Origin of the sequence: Bacillus sp. FSL W8-0223 (genome assembly GCF_038006805.1) — a bacterium.
In the GTDB taxonomy this organism is placed as follows: domain Bacteria; phylum Bacillota; class Bacilli; order Bacillales; family DSM-4216; genus Bacillus_O; species Bacillus_O smithii.
On sequence record NZ_JBBOVX010000001.1, the window covers coordinates 380944 to 402781 of the forward strand.

A 21838-nucleotide genomic window follows, 5' to 3' on the forward strand; every position below is an offset into this window, starting at 1 on the left:
AATAGTAAGAGGAGGGGAACTTTTTGGAATACCTTATTTATTGCGACGAATCAGTTAAACGAGGAAATTTATTTAGCAATTTTTATGGTGGAGCCCTTGTTAAATCTATTGATTTAAATGAGGTTGTTTCCCGCCTTAATCAATATAAAAATGAACATAATATAAATGGTGAAATGAAATGGACAAAAGTTACAGCTCAATATTTAGAAAAATATATTGGAATTATGGATGTCTTTTTTGATTTAATAGCTGAGAATAAAGTTAAAATGAGAATTATGTTTCAACAAAATTCAGTTAGCGATAAAGTTACAAGTAATTTTACAAAGGAAGAGCATGAAGAATCATATTTCAAGCTTTACTATCAGTTTATCAAACATGCTTTCGGATTAAAATATTCCAATAAATTAGGTGAGGAAATTAATATAAGATTATTTTTTGATCAATTTCCAGATAAAAAAGAAAAAATAGAAAGATTTAAGGAATTTATCTTTAGGTTACAATTTTCGGATGATTTTATGCATGCAAACTTAAAGATAAGATATGATGATATCGTAGAAGTAGTATCTCATGATCATGTAATATTGCAATGTGCGGATATTGTTACAGGAGCTATTTTTTTTAAATTAAATAAACTTAATCTGGAAAAAAATCCTGAAACCAATAGAAGAGGCAAAAGGACAATTGCAAAAGAAAATCTTTATAAGCATATCTACCGAAGGATATGTGAAATTAGACCACGTTTTAACATTGGTGTAAGCACTGGTATTGATGGGGATAGTTATAATAGATGGGAATATCCGTACCAACATTGGTTGTTTACGCCCTCAGAATTAAAAAGAAATAAAAATTTATTGCATTTTTAAATGTTATTTTCTATAATGAAATTAGAAAATTTGAAAAAAGCCCTGTCGATCCGAAGGCTTGCGTGCCTACGTGAGCTACTTATGTAGGTGAGATGGGGCGTTTTATTTTATACATAAATGAAAATGAGTAATGCTCCTCCTGTAGAGGAGTTTATTTTTTACCTTGAATAAGAACTTATGTTCGTAATATAATAAGAACAAACGTTCTTATTGGAGTGGTTCGATGAAAGGGTTGCTCTTGAATGCTAAAGAGAATGGAACACCTTTGCTGATGGTCTATATGAATGATCAAGGAATTATTACTGAACGATTTATTACTATAAAGGATTTTGATGAAATTCATATAAAAGCTTTTTGCCATTGGAAAAAGCAGTACCGTACATTTAAGTGCTGCAACATCCTTTCCATCGGACCAGGTCGACAAAGACAAAGAAGAGTGGGAGCTTAAAAATGGATACAAGATATCTTAATTACGATCGAGGGAACAAGAAATGGACATCTCTTATGATACCGGAGCACGTGGAGATGCTGCGGCAATTCGCCAATGAGGAATACTACAAAACGCCCAAGCCAATTATTGACGAATATCAGCTACAGGAGTTTGAAGAGAAGATCCATTACGCAATGGAGTATCATTATCCCATAAAGTTTGGAGTTTGGTATGACGGATTTGTAGAAGAAGTTCGTGGATTCGTGTATTATTTGGATCCAATTCGAAAAGAGATCCGCGTTAAGGACAATGAAGGAAATATAGAGTATGTGAAATTCGAAAACATTGTAAACGTGGAAGTAGAGGATACATAAAAAGCATCTCTTTGTGAGATGCTTATTTTTCAAGGAATATTGACCTACTCCTAGGTCATGCCCGATAAATTGTAAGTCGAGCACTAAACCTAGAAGTTGAGGTTCCACAACATAGCTGAAGTTATGCATGTCTATTGTATAATGTTGGTTTTTGATTGACAACCATTTTTTGGTCCTTTTGTAATAGTCTTTTAATCTTAATAAATTTTGTCAGATGTATGTCAATTCATTCCTTGGTAATTGACAAAATAATGCGATAATTTATAATGGAATTAATTAACCACTTTTTTTCAAAGAGCTTTTTTGGCCACTGGATCAGTGGCCGTTTTTTATATATAAAAAATCCTTCCCATTTAAGATATATTTTTTGCAAACAAAAATGCAAACATAACTGCTAACACAGTATGGAAAAAACGACTTGTACATATTAAAACGATAGTTATAAATAGAGGAAACAATAACTATTTGGAGTTATAAAAATGCATTAAATTATAACACTCCGAACTCGTAATGAAGGGGTCGCAGGTTCGAGTCCTGTCACCAGCATAAGAAAAATGTTGATATAACGCGGTTTCTCATTAACTGAGAGACCGCGTTTCTCTTTTCTAAAATAAAGTTGGTGACCAATTGGTGACGAAATCATATTTTTACTCTTTTTTTCCTCTTAAAATGGCTTCAAATTTTTCTGCATTGTTGTCCTAATATCAGCATGACCTAAACGACTACTAATTATTTTGGCATGTACACCACGATTAATTAATAAAGTAGCGGATGTGTGGCGTAAATCATGGAATCGAATAAATCGAAACCCGGTTCTTTTAATAAATCTTTTCCACCATCTTGTAGCAGCCATAGGAGTGTAAGGTTGTCCATTTAATTTGGAAAATACAAAATCATATTCACCGCCTTCCCAAAAATCGCCTAATTTTTCTTTTTCTCCAGCCGGGGAGGGATTTTGAAATCATCGGTCATTTCTTTGAAATTGCTGACTGATTTGGCAATGTGGTTGTCTTGCGGAAAGTTGGAAAATACCTTTCAACATCAGTTTATGAGCAAATTAAATGGGCTATCTACATGTGAAATTGGAGAATGAATTCTATTTTGGTAAATCTCCTCTAATCATTAGACACAAAAGAACAAACACAGCTTTTTATTTCTACTGTGTGGATGACCCGATGAAAATTAAATCAGCGAAGATTGCTAAAGGCTATGTTATGGATTCGAAAAATTGAGAAGTACAAAGAAAACGACTACGACTATTGGCGATGGATGTACAAAGGCGAGGTCATCGTGCTTGGCGACATGGTTTACAATATGAATCTTTTCTACTGGATTGATGAAATGCCGAGCGATGATGATCTGTTGTTGATTGACATTGCTATTTAGAGTGGTTACCAAACGTCAGCAATCACATTGCTGTCGAAACTACAAAGCAATACAAAGCCGGCCAAGACAAATCTAAGCAACAGTAAATTAACCACAAATCCAAGTGTAGTTTTGGGTAAATTCCGTCTGATGACTTGTACATTTAAAAATAAAACTAATCTTCACAATACGGCATTAAAGTTGAAAGCTAAAGAAAAAATTGCGGTTTATGAGGTCGACAAAAATGGTTTACGATTGATGACTGGAACCTACTGAAAAAGAAGATGCCGATCAGATGGTAGTCAAAATTAAAAAGGAATTCGGATGGGTTGTATATGTGAAAGAAGCGTAAATTAGACAATATTAATGCGAAAAAGCGAGCAAGACAGTTAAGCACTAACACACTGTCTTTAATAGAGTGTTAGTGCCCTCTCTATAATACATAATAAAAATGGTATTATATTGTCCCGATTATTACATTTGTCTTTTAGACTAAGGGAATTTTTAATTAAACATTTTTATTGTTGTGTTTATTTTGTATACGATTAATCATAATTGTATACAGCTTTTTAGATGCTATGTAAATTAAATGCAACGTTAAATACAAAACTAGTAAGAATAAAGCAACGTACAAGTTACCATTATGTTTTATGATGATATCATCATTTACACGACAATATATCATGACAAATAAATAAAAAACTAAAAACATTAGGGCTACTTCGGACAGAGTATTAATAACTCCACTTTTTGTTTTAATTAGCTGAGAAAAAATAACATCTACAATACCTGTAATAACAATTGTAGTAGCAAAAAACTTAAAAATAATCTTCAAAGAAGAAAAAGTACCCGATGCATTTATATCTACATCTGGGGTTAAAGAGATACAATACAATACAAAATAGAAACATAGAAATGGTATTGAGATAATTACTAAGCACATTAAGGTTACAGTAGTTATAGCAAAAACATGATCCGATACAGTATATTGTTCCCGGCTATTTTTTGTCATTTTTTCAAAATTCTCCTTTTCCTTTCTTTTTTATATGGTAACATTTTACATGTGATAATACCATATTTTTGAAAGGAAGGGAATTATATGGAAAGTAATCGTTTTTTTAAAGGAATTGTTTTAACAACCTCTTTATCAATTCTAATAACAGGTCTAGCACCCGTAACAGCGACATTCGCGGAAGAATATGATAATACTCCTGTTGTGAACAGCAACCAAAATACAACAACGCCGAAGTCACTTTTAGACTACATATACGCTGAAGGGCAACCAACTAGTGTTGAAGATACTAGAGACTTTATACAATATGCTTCTACTACAAAAGAATTTAAAAGCTATATTGGAAAAGATCAAGAAGATGCTGTACATGCTTCTGGTGTTGTTGGTGCTTCCTTGAAAGCTATTAAAGCATTTGGTTGGATTTGTAGAGTAGGCGGCAAATCTTTAAAATATGCAATTAAACCACTTTCTCCATCAAAAGCAAGATTAGTTGATCACTATGCTAGACAAATTGCTTATGCAACAGAAAGACTAAACAGCGCTACAAAAGGTGCTTTAGTTAAAGCTCTACAAGCTGCCGGAGTACCTGGCAAAACTGCTGAATCTTTAGCAGAAATCATTTTATGGTTAGTATAGGGTTCAGGGTTCCCGATGGCTCAAGTTAATTTTTGAGCCATTATTTTTTATATTATTTGATTTTCCATTAAAATTAAAGAGGTGATTATCCTGATTAAAGGAAAAAAGTACATATTAGTATATACTTCACTATTAGTTTTAGTAGTATCCATTTTTTATATCCAAAATATGCATAAACAAAAGGAAATAGAAAGTAATACTAAACTATTAAAAGATACAACAAAGAAAACTACAGACTTAGATATATTAAAAGAAAAAAATTATAATCAAATACAAACTTGGGGATATAACAAAGTAATAAACTCAAATGTTGGTAATAATGGAACGGGAGTTAAAGTAGCCATTTTAGATAGTGGAGTAAATAAAAACCACGAAGACTTAAAAGGACAGATAATAAAAGAAATTAATATCCTAGAAAAAGGAACTTAGAAGCCTATCGATACATTACGATAGATAATATAACATAAATGTTTTGACAAATCTTTGTCCAATAAAATTATATGGTGAATTTAAAGGTGTTTATAATTTTATGTAATAAAATATAACATATATTGTTGTTGAATGTAACAATATTCAGTATAATGAAAATAGCAAGTAGTTGATCTGAACCAATCATCATAGTAAACACAATTACAAAAAGGAGGAGAGAGTTATTTCATCTAATGTAAAAAAGGGGGATTAAGTTGAGCAAATTTAAAGAATGGTTTCAAGGTCCGGAAAATATCACCAAAGCTGAAGCGGTTGAAGATTATGCTGTTGGTCGTGACCGAGTCGATATCGTTGGCCGATACCAGCCATAATCCTAGTACTTTTAGGAAATTCAACGGCCATGTTTTTTTTAGTTTCGGTGCGAATTTAAGTTATCAGGTAGGATGGCCGATGGTTATATGACCTATTTTGTACATGCTCATCGGGACAACGATAATAGGCTCTTGTACGATGAAAATCGCAAGTAAAGAGGGGTTATCACTAAGCTTGCTTACTAGAGGTCTAGGCTTTGGATACATGGGTTCTGCCGTTACGTCATTGATTTACGCCGTAAACTATATTTTCTATTTCTTATTTGAAGGAACTATAGTTTCGCATGCTATTGCAAATTATGCGGGAATTGAAATCAATTCCCCTGCCGGTATCACAATCTTTGCTATCATCGGTTTGATCACGATATGGTTTGCTTGGAAAGGAATGACTTCCATGCAATTTCTGCAAACATGGGGCGTTCCGATTTTTTTGATCCTTTTCCTATTTGGTCTCTATGAATTATCGGTAAACTATTCTATTATCGGTCCAAAATCTTGGATGCCAAAAGATGAAATAACGGCTGCCTCTATTTGGACAGTCATGAACATGGCGAATGGCCAAGTTGCTTTCCAAGGACTGATGGCAACGGATTATGGACGTTTTGCTAAACCTACCATCACTTATAAAGGAACTGCAATAATCATGATTGGAATGCTAGTTCCGGCTATTCTTGTAATGTTGTTTGGAACTATGCTAGCCTATACATTAATTCCTCATCTCGGAAAAGCAAACGCTGCCTCTTTGGCTTCAGATCCAGGATTTACATTTCCATTTATAATGGGCTTTATGGGAATGGTATTCGCCGTAATTACTCAAATTCGAATCAATGTAATGAATCTTTATTCAGGTTCACTTGCATTATCGAATACGATGGATATGGCATTAAACTTTCGTCCGGGACGACAATGGTGGATGCTTTTAGTTTGGCTGCTGGGAGTCATATTCTATGCGTTCAATGTACCCCAATATACAAGTACATTTTTGGCTATAACAGGAATACTGACAAATACATGGGTATTTATAATCTTAGCAGACTATTACATTTGTAGGAAATGGTTGAATCTTGTTCCGTCTGATTTCGTGGAATATCGCCGTGAATATCTTCGTTCTTGGAATCCCTCGGGGATTGTATCTTTGTTGATTGCGGTTGTCATTGGGGCAATGGGGGTATTTGAGTTGTACCCAATTTATTATGCCTCCTTCTTATCAATGATTATTGGGCCGATTTTACATATTTTCATTACAAGGGCAACAAAGGGCCGCTATTATTTTAGTCAATTTCCTACTGATATGAAAACAACATGGATTCCTCCTTATTTTTATGAGGAACCACATCACAGAAAGGAACTTGTTAAACGTTCGGTAACTAAATAATTATATTATATTTTTACTGAAAATTCATATTATTTGTTAATTTGATAAACAAACGAGGAGTATAAATATGAAAAATATAAAAAAATTCAGGAAATCAAACAAACCAGTTCTTATAACTATTCTATTGGTCCTTATTCTACGCCCATTGTAGAAATTGCACCTGGGGAAATTTTCAAAGTCTATACTGATGATGCTTTTGAAAGTAGAATAACAAAAACATCGGATTTGCCTAGTGAAAAATTAAAAGATATTCCTAATTTAAACCCAATGACCGGACCTATTTATGTAAAAGGGGCAGAAAAGGGAGATTCTATTATCGTTGAAATCATTGATATCCAGCCTGCCCGAGACTTTGCTGTTAGTGCATTGATTAAAGATTTTGGTGGATTGACAGGAACGGATATGACAGCTCTTTTGAATGAACCACTTCCAGAAAAGGTTTGGGTTTATCCAATAAGAAACGGGAAAGTTTGGTACAATGAGCAAATTGGCATTCCGTACAAACCGTTTTACGGAAGTATTGCAACTGCCCCCGAAAATGAACAAATTTCTTCTTTGGCACCTGGCAATTACGGAGGAAATATGGATTGCCCTGATGTTTGTGTAGGGAATAAAATTTGGCTCCCGGTAAATGTAGACGGTGCTTATTTTTATGTTGGAGACGCGCACGCAAATCAGGGTGATGGTGAACTTTGTGGGGTAGCTTTAGAACATACTGCCGTTGGGACTTTTCGAATTGAATTAGTCAAAGGGAAGAAAGTCGCTTGGCCACGTGTTGAATCGAAAGATGAGATTATGGTCATAGGCAGCGCTCGCCCGATGGAAGATGCGGCAAGAATAGCTTATAAGGAATTGATCATGTGGATGCAAGAGGATTATGGATTTGATCCTCTTGAAGCCTATCAGTTGTTAACACAGGTAGGAAAACTCCACGTTGGAAATATGGTAGATACTTTTTATTCATTAGTTGCTAAGTGTCCTAAAGAGTATTTGATAAGCAAATAATGAAAATTTCATCAGTGAATACATTGGGCGGCTATAAAGTCCTATAGGATGTATGATTTATCTTAAGTTTTACAAACAAATATGTAAAATAAAAGCCCTAGCAATTCAATTACAGTCGGGATGTTCTATCATGATTAATTCAATAATTGTGAATAAAAATGCGGTTTTCCCCAAGGAAGAACTGCATTTTTTAATGAAAAAATTGGGACAGCAAACAATGGGAGCTCTTTTGTGGGCTTGTATAGTAAGGTTCCCATTTGGGCAAAATAACATATTAACGATTACTTTGCACCTATGTTCACAAAATTTCCACAACCGTTGCAATTTCTTGAATTCTTGGTTGGTATAATAAAATTGTCAATAAGAAAAGTTAAGGGTATGGTGAAATGAAAACAAGAATTTATGTTGTTTTTTTCCTTTTGTTGTGCTTTTTGTTTCCGAATTCGAAAGTTCATGCGGAACAAAATTTGCAATCCATGATTCAGCAGGCTAAGCCGGGTGATGTGATTCAACTGAAGGGAAAGACGTACAAAGGACCTATTACGATTTCAAAGCCTATTACCCTTGTAGGCCAAAAGAACACGGTCATTCAATCGAACGGTAAACGTCCGACCATTGCTTTAAAAGGAAACTCCATTCAGTTGAAACAGTTAACCGTTCAACAGCTGTCAAAGGACCCCAAAATTCCTGCCATCTCTGTAAAGGGGAACGGTCATCTCATAGAAGGAGTGACGGTCCATACGAAGTCGTTAGGAATCGATATGGAAAATGTCCACCGCTCCAAAATTGCCCGCGTCACCATAAAAGGCAGTGGCAAGGAAAACGGGATCATTGTTTCGAAATCTTCCGAAAATATCATTCAAGATTCGTTTATATCCCGTATGCTGGATGCCATTTATATTGAAAACAGCGATCATAACCGTTTCCTGAGAAATACATTGGAGAATTCCCGATACGGTTTTCATTTGATGTTTTCCAAAAACTTAACCATAAAAGAAAACAAATCAGAGAAAAACTATATTGGGGCTATGATCATGGAGACGGCGAAAAGTACTATTGAAAACAATACGTTTTCTTACAATGCGCAAAATGTGAATTCCTACGGCTTGCAATTGTTTGACACCACTTTTACGAAAGTGGCTCATAACGACTTTTCTCATAATAGAATCGGCATGAAAGTGGAAAAATCGGAATACAACCAAGTATTTCAAAATACGGCATTATCCAATTTTATTGGTATTCAATTTTATAAAGCCCATTCTAATACTGTGACGAAGAATACATTTGTAGGAAATGTGAATGATATTCAAGCAGTGAACAGTAAAGAAAATGATGTTAATAAAAACTATTGGGATGGTGCTTGGAAGCTGGATATTCGAAATTCCGGTGTCAGTATGATTCCGTATAAAGCAGATCCTTTTTTTCTATCCTTAACTGAGGAAGTTCCTGAATATCAGATTTTTTTTCAATCGCCCGGAATGATCCTTTTGCAAAAGATGCTGAAAAGCCCGGATCAATTGGTTTTATCAGATCATGCGCCTTTAATGACAGCCCAACTGAACGAAAGCAAAAATACTTCCACCTCTCCTATAGGGGTATGGATCGTTAGCATTGCGATGATAACGATTAGTTTTTCACTTATTACATTAGGGAGGAAATCAATATGAAAAAAGTATGGTATGCGATAGCGTTATTAGGTTTGTTTTTGATCATAAGCGGCAACGGGAAAAAAGCCGAACCGGTGGCCATTAATCCAAAAACGGATACTTGCGAATATTGTCATATGGGTATTATGGACAACCAGTATGCAACAGAGGCTGTGCTAGCCAATAATAAGACGATGAAATTTGATGATCTTGGCTGTATGTATAAATGGATAAGCGAAAATAAAGATCAAAAGATCCAGGCGAAATTCGTTCGTGATTTCAATACGAAGAAGTGGCTCGAAGCTGAAAAGGCTACCTATGTTTATGCAAAATCCTTGAAAACTCCTATGTCTTACAATGTCGTTGCTTTTAAAAATAAAAACGATGCCCAATCCTTTGCAAAGAAAAATAACGGAACAGTCTTATCCTATGATGACCTGAATTCTCATAAATGGGTAAAGAATAAAGATATGATGAAAAAGATGAAAGGCAATATGTGATCATACGTATGACGAAAATGGCCATGCCTGCCAAAGGCTTCTTAACGGGTTTCATCATTAATAAAAACGGGCTTTAGTGTAAAAGACAATCGAAAGGTTGTCTTTTACACTATTTGTATGTAAGAAGAAAGATTATGTTCACCTGAGGGGAGTGAGAATCATGCGGAACATTTGGCGCTCAGAACTTATGTTATCGTTCAGACAGCGAACGTATTATTCTTTTGTGATTTTGTGGGTGGTGATTCTCGGGTTTTTATTTTTGCTTCAAGGGACGTCCCCTGCTTTTAGCGGATATACCAATATAACCGGAACGATCATGAACCTTCTTCTCTATATCATTCCGTTGTTTATGCTGATTAACGGGTCGTTCTCGATCGCAAACGAAATGGAAAATGGCCAATTTCGCTTATTATCCACCTATCCGCTTTCCAGTATTTCTTATGTCATTGGAAAAGTGGCGGGCCAATTTACTTCGCAGTTGCTGATTTTTACCTTAAGTTATGGGATAAGTTTGATGATTGGATTGATTTGCGGAATACCCTTTTCCATGAAATGGATGCTTGCGCTCTATTTTTTTGCCGTGGGTCTTATATTTTTTTTCCTCCTGATGGGGATCGTCATAGGCTCTTTTACTTCAACGCGATGGCAGGCATTGTCAATTTCGGTTTTTGTCTGGTTTTTCCTTATCATGCTGTGGCCTACAGCTTTGATTAGTGTGTTAAACCACATCCCTTATCAGATGATTGGTCTCGTTCTAAAAAGCCTTCTTTTTGTGAATCCGGCTGAACTCATTCGATTCATTTTTGTGATTCAGCTAAATGGAGGTTCTATTTTCGGCCAAGCATATGACTCGCTTGTGTCCTTCTACGAACATTGGCTGTCATGGGCGGTGCTTTTCTATTACACTGTAGTGGTTTTGTTTATCAGTATAGTAGTTTCTGATACCAATCTAACGATGAGGAGAAGAAAATAATGTTTGTTGTCCAAAACATATCGAAAAAATATAAACATCATGTCGCATTGGCTCCTATGTCTTTTGAAGCCGATAGTGGAGATTGCGTTGTACTTTGTGGCGGCAACGGTGCGGGAAAAAGCACACTGATTGATATGTTGTCTGGAATCTCTATTCCTTCCAGCGGCACCGTTTCATTCAATGAATTATCTTTGGAAAAAAACCGGAAGGAATATTTGTCTCAAATCTCTTATATGCCGGATGATTTTTTTGCACAAGGCCACTTGAAAGTGAAAGAATTTCTCTCATTTTACGGTTCTCTCCGAAAAATTCCAACAAACAGAATAGACGAAGTGTTATCGATTGTCGGGCTGCTGGAAAAGAAGAACGTGAAAGTCAATCAATTATCAAAAGGGATGAGGCAACGTCTATTATTTGGCCAAGCGCTGTTGCCCGAGGCGAAAGTGATCTTGTTGGATGAACCGACAAACGGTTTGGATCCATATTGGATTAACCAATTTGTTCAAATTATGAAAAAGCTGAAAGAACAAGGAACGATTATTATTTTTTCTACGCATATGATGGATGTGGCGGCCGAATTAGGAGATCGGATTATCTTTCTGGAAAGCGGTAAGGTAGTAAAAGAATTGGAAAATCCTCATGATAACGTTCAAGAATTTACGTTCAAACTTCTTACGATGTATCGGGAAATGAAAGGCGGCCCTAATACGGTTAGCTGAAAAATTTTTTGAAAAACAAATTTCCATCTATGAAAAAATGCGTTTCCTGTGATTTTGAGCTCTTCTATATTCTAAATGGTGATGTTAAAATGAGTCAGAAAAGAATAATTTGGAATTAGGGGATGTAGGAGGCTTTAGCATGGGATTTCATGGGCAAAAAATTTTACCGGCGATTCGTTCCATGAAGGATTTTGAAAAAATGCTGGAGATGCCGTATCAATATGGGGTATTTCTTGACCTTCATCTTGGAATGGTAAAAAGCGTGTATGAGTATGCACGCCGATACGACAAAAAGATGTTTTTACATATTGATTTGATACATGGTTTAACGAGCGATGAAAATGCGACGGAATTTATCGTCCAGTACGCCAAGCCTTACGGGATCATCTCCACAAAAGGCAGCGTCATTTTGAAAGCAAAGCAAAAAGGGATTTTCGCGACACAACGCGCTTTTATCATCGATTCCAGCGCTCTTGAGAGAAGCGTTAAATTAGTTGAAAAAACCAATCCGGATTACATAGAAGTGCTTCCCGGTGTGGTGCCGAAAATTATAAAGGAACTGCATGTAAAAACAAAAAAGCCAATATTTGCCGGTGGGCTGATCGAATCCGCGGAAGAGGTGGAACAGGCTTTAGCAGCAGGGGCTTGTGCGATTACGACTTCCAATGTGGATTTATGGAAACAATTTATTTAGGGCGGCTGAAAAATGCCGATCGGATTGCCCGAACGCCTTACCGGAGGACATACACAAATTCCTTTGGAATTAGTGTTTCCTGGTGAAGACGAAGTCAATTAGCGGTATCGGATTTATTTTTCCTATTTATTTCCGACATCTCAATCTAGCCTTATCTAGCGGCAATATTAAATTTATGAAAATGACGTAAAAAAGTTTCGTATAAGCAAGCAACCTTGAATGATGTCCGTTCTTTTAAGCACTTAACAAGTGCATATCCTAAAAAATTTAAGGGTCGAAAAAAAGAAAGCAGTCTGGACCTTCTTTAATTCAGGTTTTAGGCTGCTTTTTAATCCATTTCCTACTCTTCTATTGAAATAGTAAAGCATTTAATGAATTTTGTTTTTATCTGTTCATTGTCCATGCCATGCTTTAAAGAGCGTATAGGTATTATGTCAAGAAACGGACACGTTAAATCGAGAATCGCCTCTCGTTATCTATTGATTCCATTGCGTACTAGCTTCTTCATGGTTCATCTCTCTTAATTCTGTTGAAGCGATTTGGTGATCGATCAATGATCACGGAAAAGGAACTGTTTCTCGTTTTGGATGAGGGTTTTCCGCTCCAAAGCATGAAAAAAAGGAAGGTTATGAGCATTCGTGCAGAAATATGAGCCGTTATTTTCATGAATGAGCCTCTATTCAAGAATATGAGCTTCATTTTTCGAAAAAACGGGCTTTTTTTATTTCTTTCGCTTTGCCAATGAACAAAATCATTTTTATTCTCGATTTCCAACCCGTTAACGAATACACGAACTTTGAAAGTTGAGTAATTAATAGTATAATTTTTATATTATTTATTATATTCTTAATTTAAGGATAATTCCCGGAATGTTATTAAGAAAAATAAAGAGGAGGGGGAGTATGAATAAACGTAAAGATCACAATCTCGAGGAACTTCAAAATGAAACTTTGGCCGTACATGCTGACGACTGGGTGACCAATGATCGGACGGTAGCTCCGGCTATTTATTACTCTGCTACTTTTCGTGCAGATAATGCCTCCGAATTTGCTGATATGGCGGGTACGCCGCGCCATCCGCAATATTACACGCGTTACGGCAATCCATTGCATGAGCGTGTAAAGAAAGTGATAGCTGAGCTCGAAGGTACAGAAACCGCACTTGTAACAGGTTCTGGGATGGGAGCGATTGCTACGACGCTTCTAGCGCTTGTCAGTGCAGGCGACCATGTGGTTGCACAGACACGCCATTATATGAGCACTGCCAAAATTATGGATGAGATGCTGCCGCGGTTTGGTGTCGAAGTGACGGTTGTGGAGCAATCTGATGTGGCAGCTTTTGAAAAAGCCATTCGCCCTAATACAAAGCTTATTATGATTGAAACTCCGGCCAATCCGACGTTGGTGTTAACCGATATTACCGCAGTAGTAGAGTTGGCCCGTCCACTGGGCATTATCGTCGTGGCTGATAACACATTTGCATCGCCGATTAACCAGCGGCCCCATGATCTGGGTGTCGACGTGGTTATCCACAGCGCAACAAAATATTTGGGCGGACACCATGATTTGACCGCCGGCGTCATTTGCACAAGCGAAGAATTAGCTGAACGTATTTGGCACACGCATATCTCAATCGGTTCTGTGCTCTCGCCAATGGACGCATGGCTGCTGTTACGCGGTTTGCGTACACTTCCGATGAGAGTTGAACGCATCAACGCCAATGCCCTCGCCTTGGCCGAATTTCTGGAGAAGCAGCCGCAGATTGAACGGGTGTATTATCCCGGTCTTGCCAGCCATCCGCAGCATCAATTGGCGAAACGCCAGATGCGCGGTTTCGGCGGAATGATCGCTTTTGCAGTCAAAGGCGGTTATGAAGAAACTCAGCGCTTCGTTTCTGCTTTAAAACTGTCGCTTAACGCAGTCAGCCTCGGTGGGGTCGATTCACTGGTTGTACATACAGCTGCGATGTGGGAAGGCGTGATGAACGAGGAGCAAATGCGGACTGCCGGGATCCCATCTAATTTCGTACGCTTTTCGGTTGGCATTGAGCATATCGATGACTTGAAAGCGGATATTTTGCAAGCTTTGCAGGCGATATAAAAGTCGATTCACGAGGTGCAAAAAGAGGCAGAATGAATAGGAAAGATCCCCTTAGACAACTAAGGAGACCTTTCCCTTTCATAAAATATGAAATTCCTTTGTGTTATTTTGTCATATCAATCACAATGCGTCCATTAATTTTGCCCTTTAACATGTCATCAAAAATATCATTGATTTCCTCTAGCGTACGGGTTTCAATGATCGTTTTTACTTTTCCTTCTGCGGCAAATTGCAGAGCTTCTTGCAAATCCTTACGCGTCCCAACAATAGAACCGACAACTTTGGTTCCATTTAAGACTGTATCGAAAATGGGGACATCTATTGATTCTGGTGGCAGTCCCACCATGACGCAAGTGCCTCCGCGTCGAATCGAACGATAAGCTTGATCGAATGCTTTTTTCGCAACAGCCGTACTAACAACACCATGCACACCGCCAATTTCTTTATGGATCCACGCTGCTGCATCCTCTTTTGCTGCATTGACCACTTTATCAGCACCTAGTTTTAAGGCAAGTTCTAATTTTTCATCATGCATATCAATGGCCACTACATTCATTCCCATAGCTTTAGCATATTGGACCGCAAGATGACCTAATCCGCCGATGCCAAAGATGGCTACCCATTCACCTGGTTTGACATCGGATACTTTCAATGCTTTATAGGTAGTCACTCCTGCACAAAATATAGGAGCGGCTTCTACAAATCCTAAATTGTCAGGAATCTTTACTACATAATCGGCAGCTGCGACACAATATTCTGCATAGCCGCCGTCTACTGAATACCCTGCATTTTCTTGGTTTAAGCAAAGAGTTTCGCGTCCTGACAAACAATATTCACAATGCCCGCACGCTGAATAAAGCCAAGGAATACCCACTCGGTCACCGACTTTTAAGTGAGTAACACCTTCTCCTACTTCTTCTACTATTCCGACACCCTCATGCCCTGGAATGAGAGGCAGCTTTGGTTTCACCGGCCAATCTCCATGAGCGGCGTGCAAATCTATATGGCATACGCCGCATGCTTGGATATGGACTAATATTTCATTGAAACCTGGCTTTGGCTTAGGAACGTCTTGCACTTCTAACCTTTCCTTAAATTGTTTTACTACTGCCGCTTTCATACTCCCACTCCTTTTAGAAAATCTTTCGAAATGGACGTTGCATTCGAGTTTTCCGTGATTAGTAGAATTCTACCTTTGTTAAAAAGCAGTGCTAAGCAGTTTCCATTTTTTTAGTTCAAATAATGCCGGCTACACTTTGAAATAATGTGAAATATTTCACAAATATAAGGGTAAATGAAAGCAAGAATGTTAGGTTCTTGCTTTCACATTATGTGCGCCCGGCATGTACATGAACTATAGGGTGTAAGTCCCGAACCCCGAAGACAGAAGTAGAGGTTAGCCAAGAGCAAGGGTGTCCGTGGTGACGCGGAATCTGAAGGAAGCTGGAGGCAAAACACCGGTCCGAGGAACACGAACCTCATATAAGGCTAGGTATGATTGAGTGAGTTTGCATAACAAAACAAAGCTCTTTCTGTCGAAGGTCATATCGAGTAAATGAGGCGGATAGATGGTGTGAAAGTGCATGTACTTACCCGGGGAGGTCTGGCGGATATGTGAAGTACTCTTCATAACCTACTTAGTGATAAGTAGCTGAACCGTCAGAAGTCAGCAGAGGTCATAGTATTAGTTGGTCTAGAACAACTAAGAAGGACCGAACAATTAAGAGAGAATAGCCCTTGGTATTCAGTGAGTCATGATGAACACAGAAAACGTAGTACCTCACTTGAGGGAGGAAGCGGTGAATCCCGTGGGAGACCTCTTGGAGGGTGGAGTGACCACTGGCATAAAGAGAACAGCTATTCACGGAAGTTATAAAGACTTGCGTCAATTATCTTAATTGAACCGCCGTATACGGAACCGTACGTACGGTGGTGTGAGAGGACGGGAGTTAATCGCTCCCTCCTACTCGATTAATATAAATCAGTTTTTTGCAAAAATGTATGACAAACTTGTGAAATATTTCACAAATTAAAAGGCAATATTTGCTTGCAGGCTGATCGAATCCGTGGAAGATGCGGAACAGGCTTTAGCAGTTGGGGCTTGTGCGATTACGATTTCCAATGTGGATTTATGGAAACAATTTATATAGGGCGGCTGAAAAATGCCGGGAACGCCTTAGACGGGAAAAGAAAGGCATTCCGCATTTTTTATAAAAAGTAGATTGAAAATTTCAAATTACCGTTGACAACGCTTTCATCCGTCGTTATGATGGAGTTAAGTTAATAAATCGTGACGGAGAAGAAGAGACTCACAAAATCCTCATATGAATGGGTGATTTCGTGGGTTTTTATTTTTTTAAAATGAAAATGTAAAGGGGATGATGGGATGTCATATATTGGCGAACTAGTAGGTACGGCCATCCTGATCATATTTGGAGCCGGTGTATGCGCCAATGTGAATTTGAAGAAAACATTTGCTCACAATGCGGGTTGGCTTGTTATTACTATTGGTTGGGGGCTTGGTGTCACAATGGGGGTTTATGCGGTTGGAAAATTCAGCGGTGCCCATTTAAATCCGGCGGTCACCATCGCCTTGGCCTTCAATGGAGATTTTCCGTGGTCCAAGGTGCCAGGCTATATTTTGGCTCAAGTCATCGGAGCCTTTATTGGAGCCTGTATAGTGTATCTTCATTTTCTGCCGCACTGGAAGGTGACGGAAGATCCCGCCGCGAAGTTGGGAATTTTTGCAACGGGGCCGGCGATTCCCAATATTTTTGCTAATTTATTGAGTGAATTTATCGGAACTTTTGTATTGATGCTAGGAATTTTGACAATCGGAGCTAATAAATTTACTGATGGATTAAATCCGTTGTGTGTTGGGCTTTTAGTTGTAGCCGTCGGGGTTTCTCTCGGAGGAACAACTGGGTACGCGATCAACCCGGCGCGCGATTTCGGACCGAGGCTTGCTCACTTTTTGCTGCCCATCCAAGGAAAAGGCTCTTCTAATTGGGGATATGCCTGGATTCCCATTGTCGGTCCTATATTAGGAGGTTCTGTCGGAGCTTTATTCTATCGAGCTGTTTTTCTAGGAGAAGCAACAGGGGCCTTATGGGGAATGTTGGCTGTATCTGTGATTCTATTATTCAGTTCTTTTTTAGCAGAGAAAAAAAGAAATCACCGCATCCAAGTAAAAAGTGAAAAATGGGAGGGAATCTAATGGAAAAGTACATTTTAGCATTAGATCAAGGAACGACTAGTTCCAGAGCGATTTTATTCGATAAAGAAGGGAAAATTGTCCATACGGCGCAGAGAGAGTTCCATCAACTGTTTCCGCAGCCGGGCTGGGTCGAGCATAATCCTAATGAAATATGGGGTTCTATTCTTGCTTGCATCGCAGCCGTACTCTCCGAAGCAGGGATTGAGGCAAATCAAGTAGCGGGGATTGGGATCACCAACCAACGGGAAACGACGGTCGTTTGGGAGAAGGATACCGGAAAACCGATCTACAATGCTATTGTATGGCAGTCAAGGCAAACAGCTGACATATGCGAACAATTAAAGGAAAAAGGGTATAATGAGCTGTTTCATAAAAAAACGGGATTATTGATTGATCCGTATTTTTCCGGAACAAAAATCAAATGGATATTAGATCATGTGGAAGGTGCGCGCGAACGGGCGAAAAAGGGAGAGTTGCTGTTTGGAACGATTGACACTTGGCTGATTTGGAAACTATCCGGCGGAAAAGCCCATGTGACGGACTATTCGAATGCTTCCCGCACGTTGCTTTACAACATCCATGAGCTGAAGTGGGATGAAGAGCTGTTGGAAATTCTGGACGTGCCGAAAGAAATGCTGCCGGAAGTCCGACCGTCATCGGAAGTTTATGCCAAAACGGTTTCTTATCATTTTTTTGGCGAGGAAGTGCCGATTGCCGGGGCTGCCGGGGACCAGCAGGCAGCGCTGTTCGGTCAGGCATGCTTTGAAGAAGGGATGGCGAAAAACACGTATGGAACCGGCTGTTTTATGCTCATGAATACAGGCGATAAAGCGGTAGAATCGAAACATGGTTTGTTGACGACCATTGCCTGGGGGATCGACAATAAAGTCGAATATGCGCTGGAAGGCAGTATTTTTGTAGCCGGTTCGGCCATTCAATGGCTTCGGGATGGATTGAGAATGTTAAAAAGTGCTCCGGAAAGCGAAAGTTATGCGACTCGTGTGGAATCAACGGAAGGAGTTTATGTCGTACCGGCTTTTGTGGGTCTCGGAACGCCCTATTGGGACAGCGATGTCCGGGGGGCTGTCTTCGGGTTGACACGAGGTACGTCCAAAGAGCATTTTATTCGGGCCACGCTGGAATCGCTGGCTTACCAAACAAAAGATGTACTGACTTCCATGGAAGCAGATTCGGGAATCTTCCTGAAAACGCTCAGAGTCGACGGGGGAGCAGTCATGAATAACTTTTTGATGCAGTTCCAAAGCGATATCCTTAATGTACCTGTCGAACGGCCGATTATTAATGAAACAACAGCCTTAGGAGCTGCTTATCTGGCTGGGCTTGCTGTTGGCTTTTGGAAAGATCGCCAAGAAATATCTTCTCAATGGAAACAGGATCGGCAATTCTCGCCGACAATGGCTCAAGAGACGCGTGAAACATTGTACAACGGTTGGAAAAAAGCGATTGAAGCGGCACAGGCTTTTAAATGGTAACAAAGTATGCTATAATGAAAACAAGTTAATAATAAGTCTAGAGATTAGGAGAGACCAAGAAGCATTATAGGTTGCTGTAATGTTTTTTTGGTCTCTCCTTTTTTATGGGCTTATGTACATTCGGTAAGGGGAGGGAGCTGTCCATGATTTTTTCCTCAGAAAATCGTGACGAAGTGATAGAGAAGATGAAAACAGATACATTTGATTTGCTAGTGATTGGCGGCGGAATTACCGGCTGCGGGATTGCTTTGGATGCTGCCGCAAGGGGAATGAAAACGGCATTGGTCGAAATGCAGGATTTCGCAGCAGGAACGTCAAGCCGTTCTACCAAACTCGTGCACGGCGGTTTGCGGTATTTAAAACAATTGGAAGTAAAAATGGTGGCCGAGGTCGGGAAAGAACGGGCGATCGTCTACGAAAACGGGCCGCACGTGACGACACCGGAATGGATGCTTCTTCCTTTTCATAAAGGCGGGACGTTCGGTGCGTTTACGACAAGCATTGGGCTGCGTGTTTATGATTTCTTGGCAGGGGTCAAAAAATCGGAAAGAAGGACGATGCTTTCCGCTGAGGAAACCTTGCGCAAGGAACCTCTCATTAAGAAAGAAGGCTTAAAAGGCGGTGGATATTATGTTGAATATCGCACGGACGACGCCCGGCTCACCATTGAGGTAGCGAAAAAAGCAGTGGAGAACGGCGCTTGCTTGCTGAATTATGTCAAAGCGGAACAGTTTTTATACAGCGGCAAAAAAATGATTGGTGCCCGCGTAAAAGATTGTGTTACAGGAGAAAGTTTTGAAATTCGTGCCAAAAAAGTGGTCAATGCCGCCGGGCCGTGGGTGGATGAAGTGCGAAAAAAAGACCATTCGATGAATGGTAAACATTTGCGTTTGACAAAGGGAGTTCATATTGTCATCGATCAATCTGTATTCCCGCTAAGGCAGGCGGTATACTTCGACACCCCTGATGGTCGAATGGTGTTTGCTATTCCACGAGCAGGGAAAACGTATGTTGGTACAACCGATACGTTTTATGACGGCGATGCTCGCTATCCTAAACCGCTTAAAAAAGACTGGGAATATTTGTTGAACGCTATTCATTTTATGTTTCCGGATGTCCAAGTAAACGAAAAAGATATTGAATCCAGCTGGGCAGGAGTAAGGCCGCTTATATACGAGGAAGGGAAAGACCCTTCGGAAATTTCCCGCAAAGACGAAGTATGGGAAGGAGACAGCGGCCTGATTACCATCGCCGGTGGAAAATTGACCGGATACCGCAAAATGGCGGAAACCGTGGTAGATCTTGTGGCAAAAGAATTAGCGTCAGAAGAAGGAAAAACGTTTAAGCCTTGCCAAACCCGCTATTTGCCGATTTCCGGAGGTGATGTCGGCGGATCGGACAACTGGCCGATTTTCGTGGCGCAAATGGCAAAAAAAGCGACGCAGTATGGCTTGAAAGAAGAGGAAGGCCGCAGACTGGCACAGCTGTACGGTTCCAATGTCGAAATTTTATATAAGATAGCCAGTGAATATCAAAAAGCATCCGGTGAAAAGCTGCTGCCGGCTGCTATATACGCTCAGCTCCTGTATGCCATCCGTTATGAAATGGCTGTAAAACCTGTCGACTTTTTTATTCGAAGGACTGGATCTGTTTTCTTTGATATAAAATGGGCAAAAAAATGGAAAGAACCAATTGTAGCGACGATGGCCGAAATTTTTCATTGGGATGAAGAAACGAAAGAATCTTATATGGAAGAATTGGAAAAAGAAATCACCGATGCCGAAAGACCGGTGGATGCAACGGACATACACAGTTAAATCGATTTTGAAATCGAAATCTTTGGATTAGAAAGGGCAATGGAAATTTGCTTCATCCTGCCCCGACACAACTTCTTATAAGTCGGGGCTGCCTTAATTGCGTGGAATGACAAGTTTTTGCCTTTTCGACAGATTAATAAGAATTTTTCGTCATTTATTGAAGGGCTGTACAAAATAGCTTTGTTTCGTATATAATATATTTTGCGCTAATGAAAGAGGTCATATGGAGAAGTACCCAAGCGGCTGAAGGGGACGCACTCGAAATGCGTTAGGACGGGTGACCGTCGCGTGGGTTCAAATCCCACCTTCTCCGTTACCCATTTGACAAGAGGTTCTCGGGTTGATCCCGGGAACCTTTTTGATTTTATGACATTAGTCAGTTGAGCTTGCGATATTGTGCGAAACAATAAACCACCTGCTATGCGGTGGTGCCGATTTATACTAGATCATATAAAGAAGTCCCTCCTGCATTGTCAAGGAGGGACTTCTTTATGTGCGCCCGGCATGTACATGAACTATAGGGTGTAAGTCCCGAACCCCGAAGACAGAAGTAGAGGTTAGCCAAGAGCAAGGGTGTCCGTGGTGACGCGGAATCTGAAGGAAGCTGGAGGCAAAACACCGGTCCGAGGAACACGAACCTCATATAAGGCTAGGTATGATGGAGTGAGTTTGCATAACAAAACAAAGCTCTTTCTGTCGAAGGTCATATCGAGTAAATGAGGCGGATAGATGGTGTGAAAGTGCATGTACTTACCCGGGGAGGTCTGGCGGATATGTGAAGTACTCTTCATAACCTACTTAGTGATAAGTAGCTGAACCG

At 39.4% G+C, this 21838-nt stretch carries 18 protein-coding genes, 1 tRNA gene and 2 pseudogenes; 18 read left to right on the forward strand and 3 right to left on the reverse strand.

Features of this window, described 5'->3' with window-relative positions; all coding sequences use genetic code 11:
* The first annotated feature begins 23 nt into the window (after positions 1 to 23).
* The 3 genes from NST81_RS02040 (at position 24) to NST81_RS02050 (ending at position 1667) form a co-directional block, all read left to right on the forward strand.
* A complete protein-coding gene (locus NST81_RS02040; RefSeq protein WP_341028027.1) occupies positions 24 to 863 on the forward strand; it encodes a DUF3800 domain-containing protein in 840 nt (279 codons plus the stop codon).
* A gap of 223 nt (positions 864 to 1086) precedes the next feature.
* Positions 1087 to 1311: a hypothetical protein gene (locus NST81_RS02045; protein WP_341028031.1), complete on the forward strand. Its 225-nt coding sequence runs from the start codon at positions 1087 to 1089 to the stop codon at positions 1309 to 1311.
* 2 nt (positions 1312 to 1313) lie between these two features.
* Positions 1314 to 1667 (forward strand): YolD-like family protein, encoded by a 354-nt coding sequence (locus tag NST81_RS02050; RefSeq protein ID WP_341028032.1) that lies wholly within the window; start codon positions 1314 to 1316, stop codon positions 1665 to 1667.
* A gap of 664 nt (positions 1668 to 2331) precedes the next feature.
* On the opposite strand, the pseudogene NST81_RS02055 reads toward NST81_RS02050, so the two are convergent.
* Positions 2332 to 2559: pseudogene (locus tag NST81_RS02055) on the reverse strand (tyrosine-type recombinase/integrase); the annotation flags it as partial.
* Positions 2560 to 2622: 63 nt separating this feature from the next.
* Between NST81_RS02055 and NST81_RS17575 the strand changes: the two are divergent.
* Positions 2623 to 3050, forward strand: a pseudogene (locus NST81_RS17575) (phage terminase large subunit); the annotation flags it as partial.
* A gap of 490 nt (positions 3051 to 3540) precedes the next feature.
* Here NST81_RS17575 and NST81_RS02065 read toward each other — a convergent pair.
* Complete coding sequence (locus NST81_RS02065) at positions 3541 to 4044, reverse strand: hypothetical protein (RefSeq protein WP_341028034.1); 504 nt, start codon at positions 4042 to 4044, stop codon at positions 3541 to 3543.
* Between the two features lie 87 nt (positions 4045 to 4131).
* Between NST81_RS02065 and NST81_RS02070 the strand changes: the two genes are divergently transcribed.
* The 10 genes from NST81_RS02070 to NST81_RS02115 all read left to right on the forward strand — a co-directional run bounded on the left by NST81_RS02070 (position 4132) and on the right by NST81_RS02115 (position 14491).
* Complete coding sequence (locus tag NST81_RS02070) at positions 4132 to 4680, forward strand: hypothetical protein (protein ID WP_244878030.1); 549 nt, start codon at positions 4132 to 4134, stop codon at positions 4678 to 4680.
* A gap of 81 nt (positions 4681 to 4761) precedes the next feature.
* A complete protein-coding gene (locus tag NST81_RS02075; RefSeq protein ID WP_341028036.1) occupies positions 4762 to 5109 on the forward strand; it encodes a S8 family serine peptidase in 348 nt (115 codons plus the stop codon).
* 510 nt (positions 5110 to 5619) lie between these two features.
* Complete coding sequence (locus NST81_RS02080) at positions 5620 to 6855, forward strand: purine-cytosine permease family protein (RefSeq protein WP_341028037.1); 1236 nt, start codon at positions 5620 to 5622, stop codon at positions 6853 to 6855.
* Between the two features lie 144 nt (positions 6856 to 6999).
* A complete protein-coding gene (locus NST81_RS02085; protein WP_341030465.1) occupies positions 7000 to 7860 on the forward strand; it encodes an acetamidase/formamidase family protein in 861 nt (286 codons plus the stop codon).
* Positions 7861 to 8246: 386 nt separating this feature from the next.
* A complete protein-coding gene (locus NST81_RS02090; RefSeq protein WP_341028038.1) occupies positions 8247 to 9527 on the forward strand; it encodes a right-handed parallel beta-helix repeat-containing protein in 1281 nt (426 codons plus the stop codon).
* Positions 9524 to 10006, forward strand: a complete 483-nt coding sequence (locus NST81_RS02095) for a nitrous oxide reductase accessory protein NosL (RefSeq protein WP_341028039.1) — start codon at positions 9524 to 9526, stop codon at positions 10004 to 10006. The genes NST81_RS02090 and NST81_RS02095 overlap by 4 nt, the downstream gene beginning before the upstream one ends.
* A 160-nt stretch (positions 10007 to 10166) precedes the next feature.
* Positions 10167 to 10979, forward strand: coding sequence for an ABC transporter permease (locus NST81_RS02100; RefSeq protein ID WP_048622511.1), 813 nt, complete (start codon positions 10167 to 10169; stop codon positions 10977 to 10979).
* The gene (locus NST81_RS02105) at positions 10979 to 11698 is read left to right on the forward strand and encodes an ABC transporter ATP-binding protein (protein ID WP_327798056.1); all 720 of its coding nucleotides are present in this window, start codon (positions 10979 to 10981) and stop codon (positions 11696 to 11698) included. Before NST81_RS02100 ends, NST81_RS02105 begins: the two co-directional genes overlap by 1 nt.
* Before the next feature lie 139 nt (positions 11699 to 11837).
* Positions 11838 to 12392, forward strand: a complete 555-nt coding sequence (locus NST81_RS02110) for a glycerol-3-phosphate responsive antiterminator (RefSeq protein WP_003353108.1) — start codon at positions 11838 to 11840, stop codon at positions 12390 to 12392.
* Between the two features lie 902 nt (positions 12393 to 13294).
* Positions 13295 to 14491 carry a trans-sulfuration enzyme family protein gene (locus NST81_RS02115; RefSeq protein ID WP_341028042.1) on the forward strand — a complete coding sequence of 399 codons (1197 nt, stop codon included), beginning with the start codon at positions 13295 to 13297 and terminating at the stop codon, positions 14489 to 14491.
* A 103-nt stretch (positions 14492 to 14594) separates the two neighbouring features.
* Here NST81_RS02115 and adhP read toward each other — a convergent pair whose 3' ends face one another.
* Positions 14595 to 15611 carry an alcohol dehydrogenase AdhP gene (gene adhP / locus NST81_RS02120; RefSeq protein ID WP_048622515.1) on the reverse strand — a complete coding sequence of 339 codons (1017 nt, stop codon included), beginning with the start codon at positions 15609 to 15611 and terminating at the stop codon, positions 14595 to 14597.
* A gap of 1266 nt (positions 15612 to 16877) precedes the next feature.
* On the opposite strand from adhP, the gene NST81_RS02125 reads away from it, so the two are divergent.
* From NST81_RS02125 to NST81_RS02140, 4 genes are all read left to right on the forward strand, one after another.
* Positions 16878 to 17708 carry an MIP/aquaporin family protein gene (locus NST81_RS02125; protein ID WP_048622516.1) on the forward strand — a complete coding sequence of 277 codons (831 nt, stop codon included), beginning with the start codon at positions 16878 to 16880 and terminating at the stop codon, positions 17706 to 17708.
* A complete protein-coding gene (gene glpK, locus NST81_RS02130; protein ID WP_048622517.1) occupies positions 17708 to 19201 on the forward strand; it encodes a glycerol kinase GlpK in 1494 nt (497 codons plus the stop codon). The genes NST81_RS02125 and glpK overlap by 1 nt, the downstream gene beginning before the upstream one ends.
* Before the next feature lie 143 nt (positions 19202 to 19344).
* Positions 19345 to 21018, forward strand: coding sequence for a glycerol-3-phosphate dehydrogenase/oxidase (locus NST81_RS02135; protein ID WP_048622518.1), 1674 nt, complete (start codon positions 19345 to 19347; stop codon positions 21016 to 21018).
* Between the two features lie 225 nt (positions 21019 to 21243).
* A tRNA-Ser gene (locus NST81_RS02140) sits at positions 21244 to 21331 on the forward strand.
* Positions 21332 to 21838: the final 507 nt, after the last annotated feature.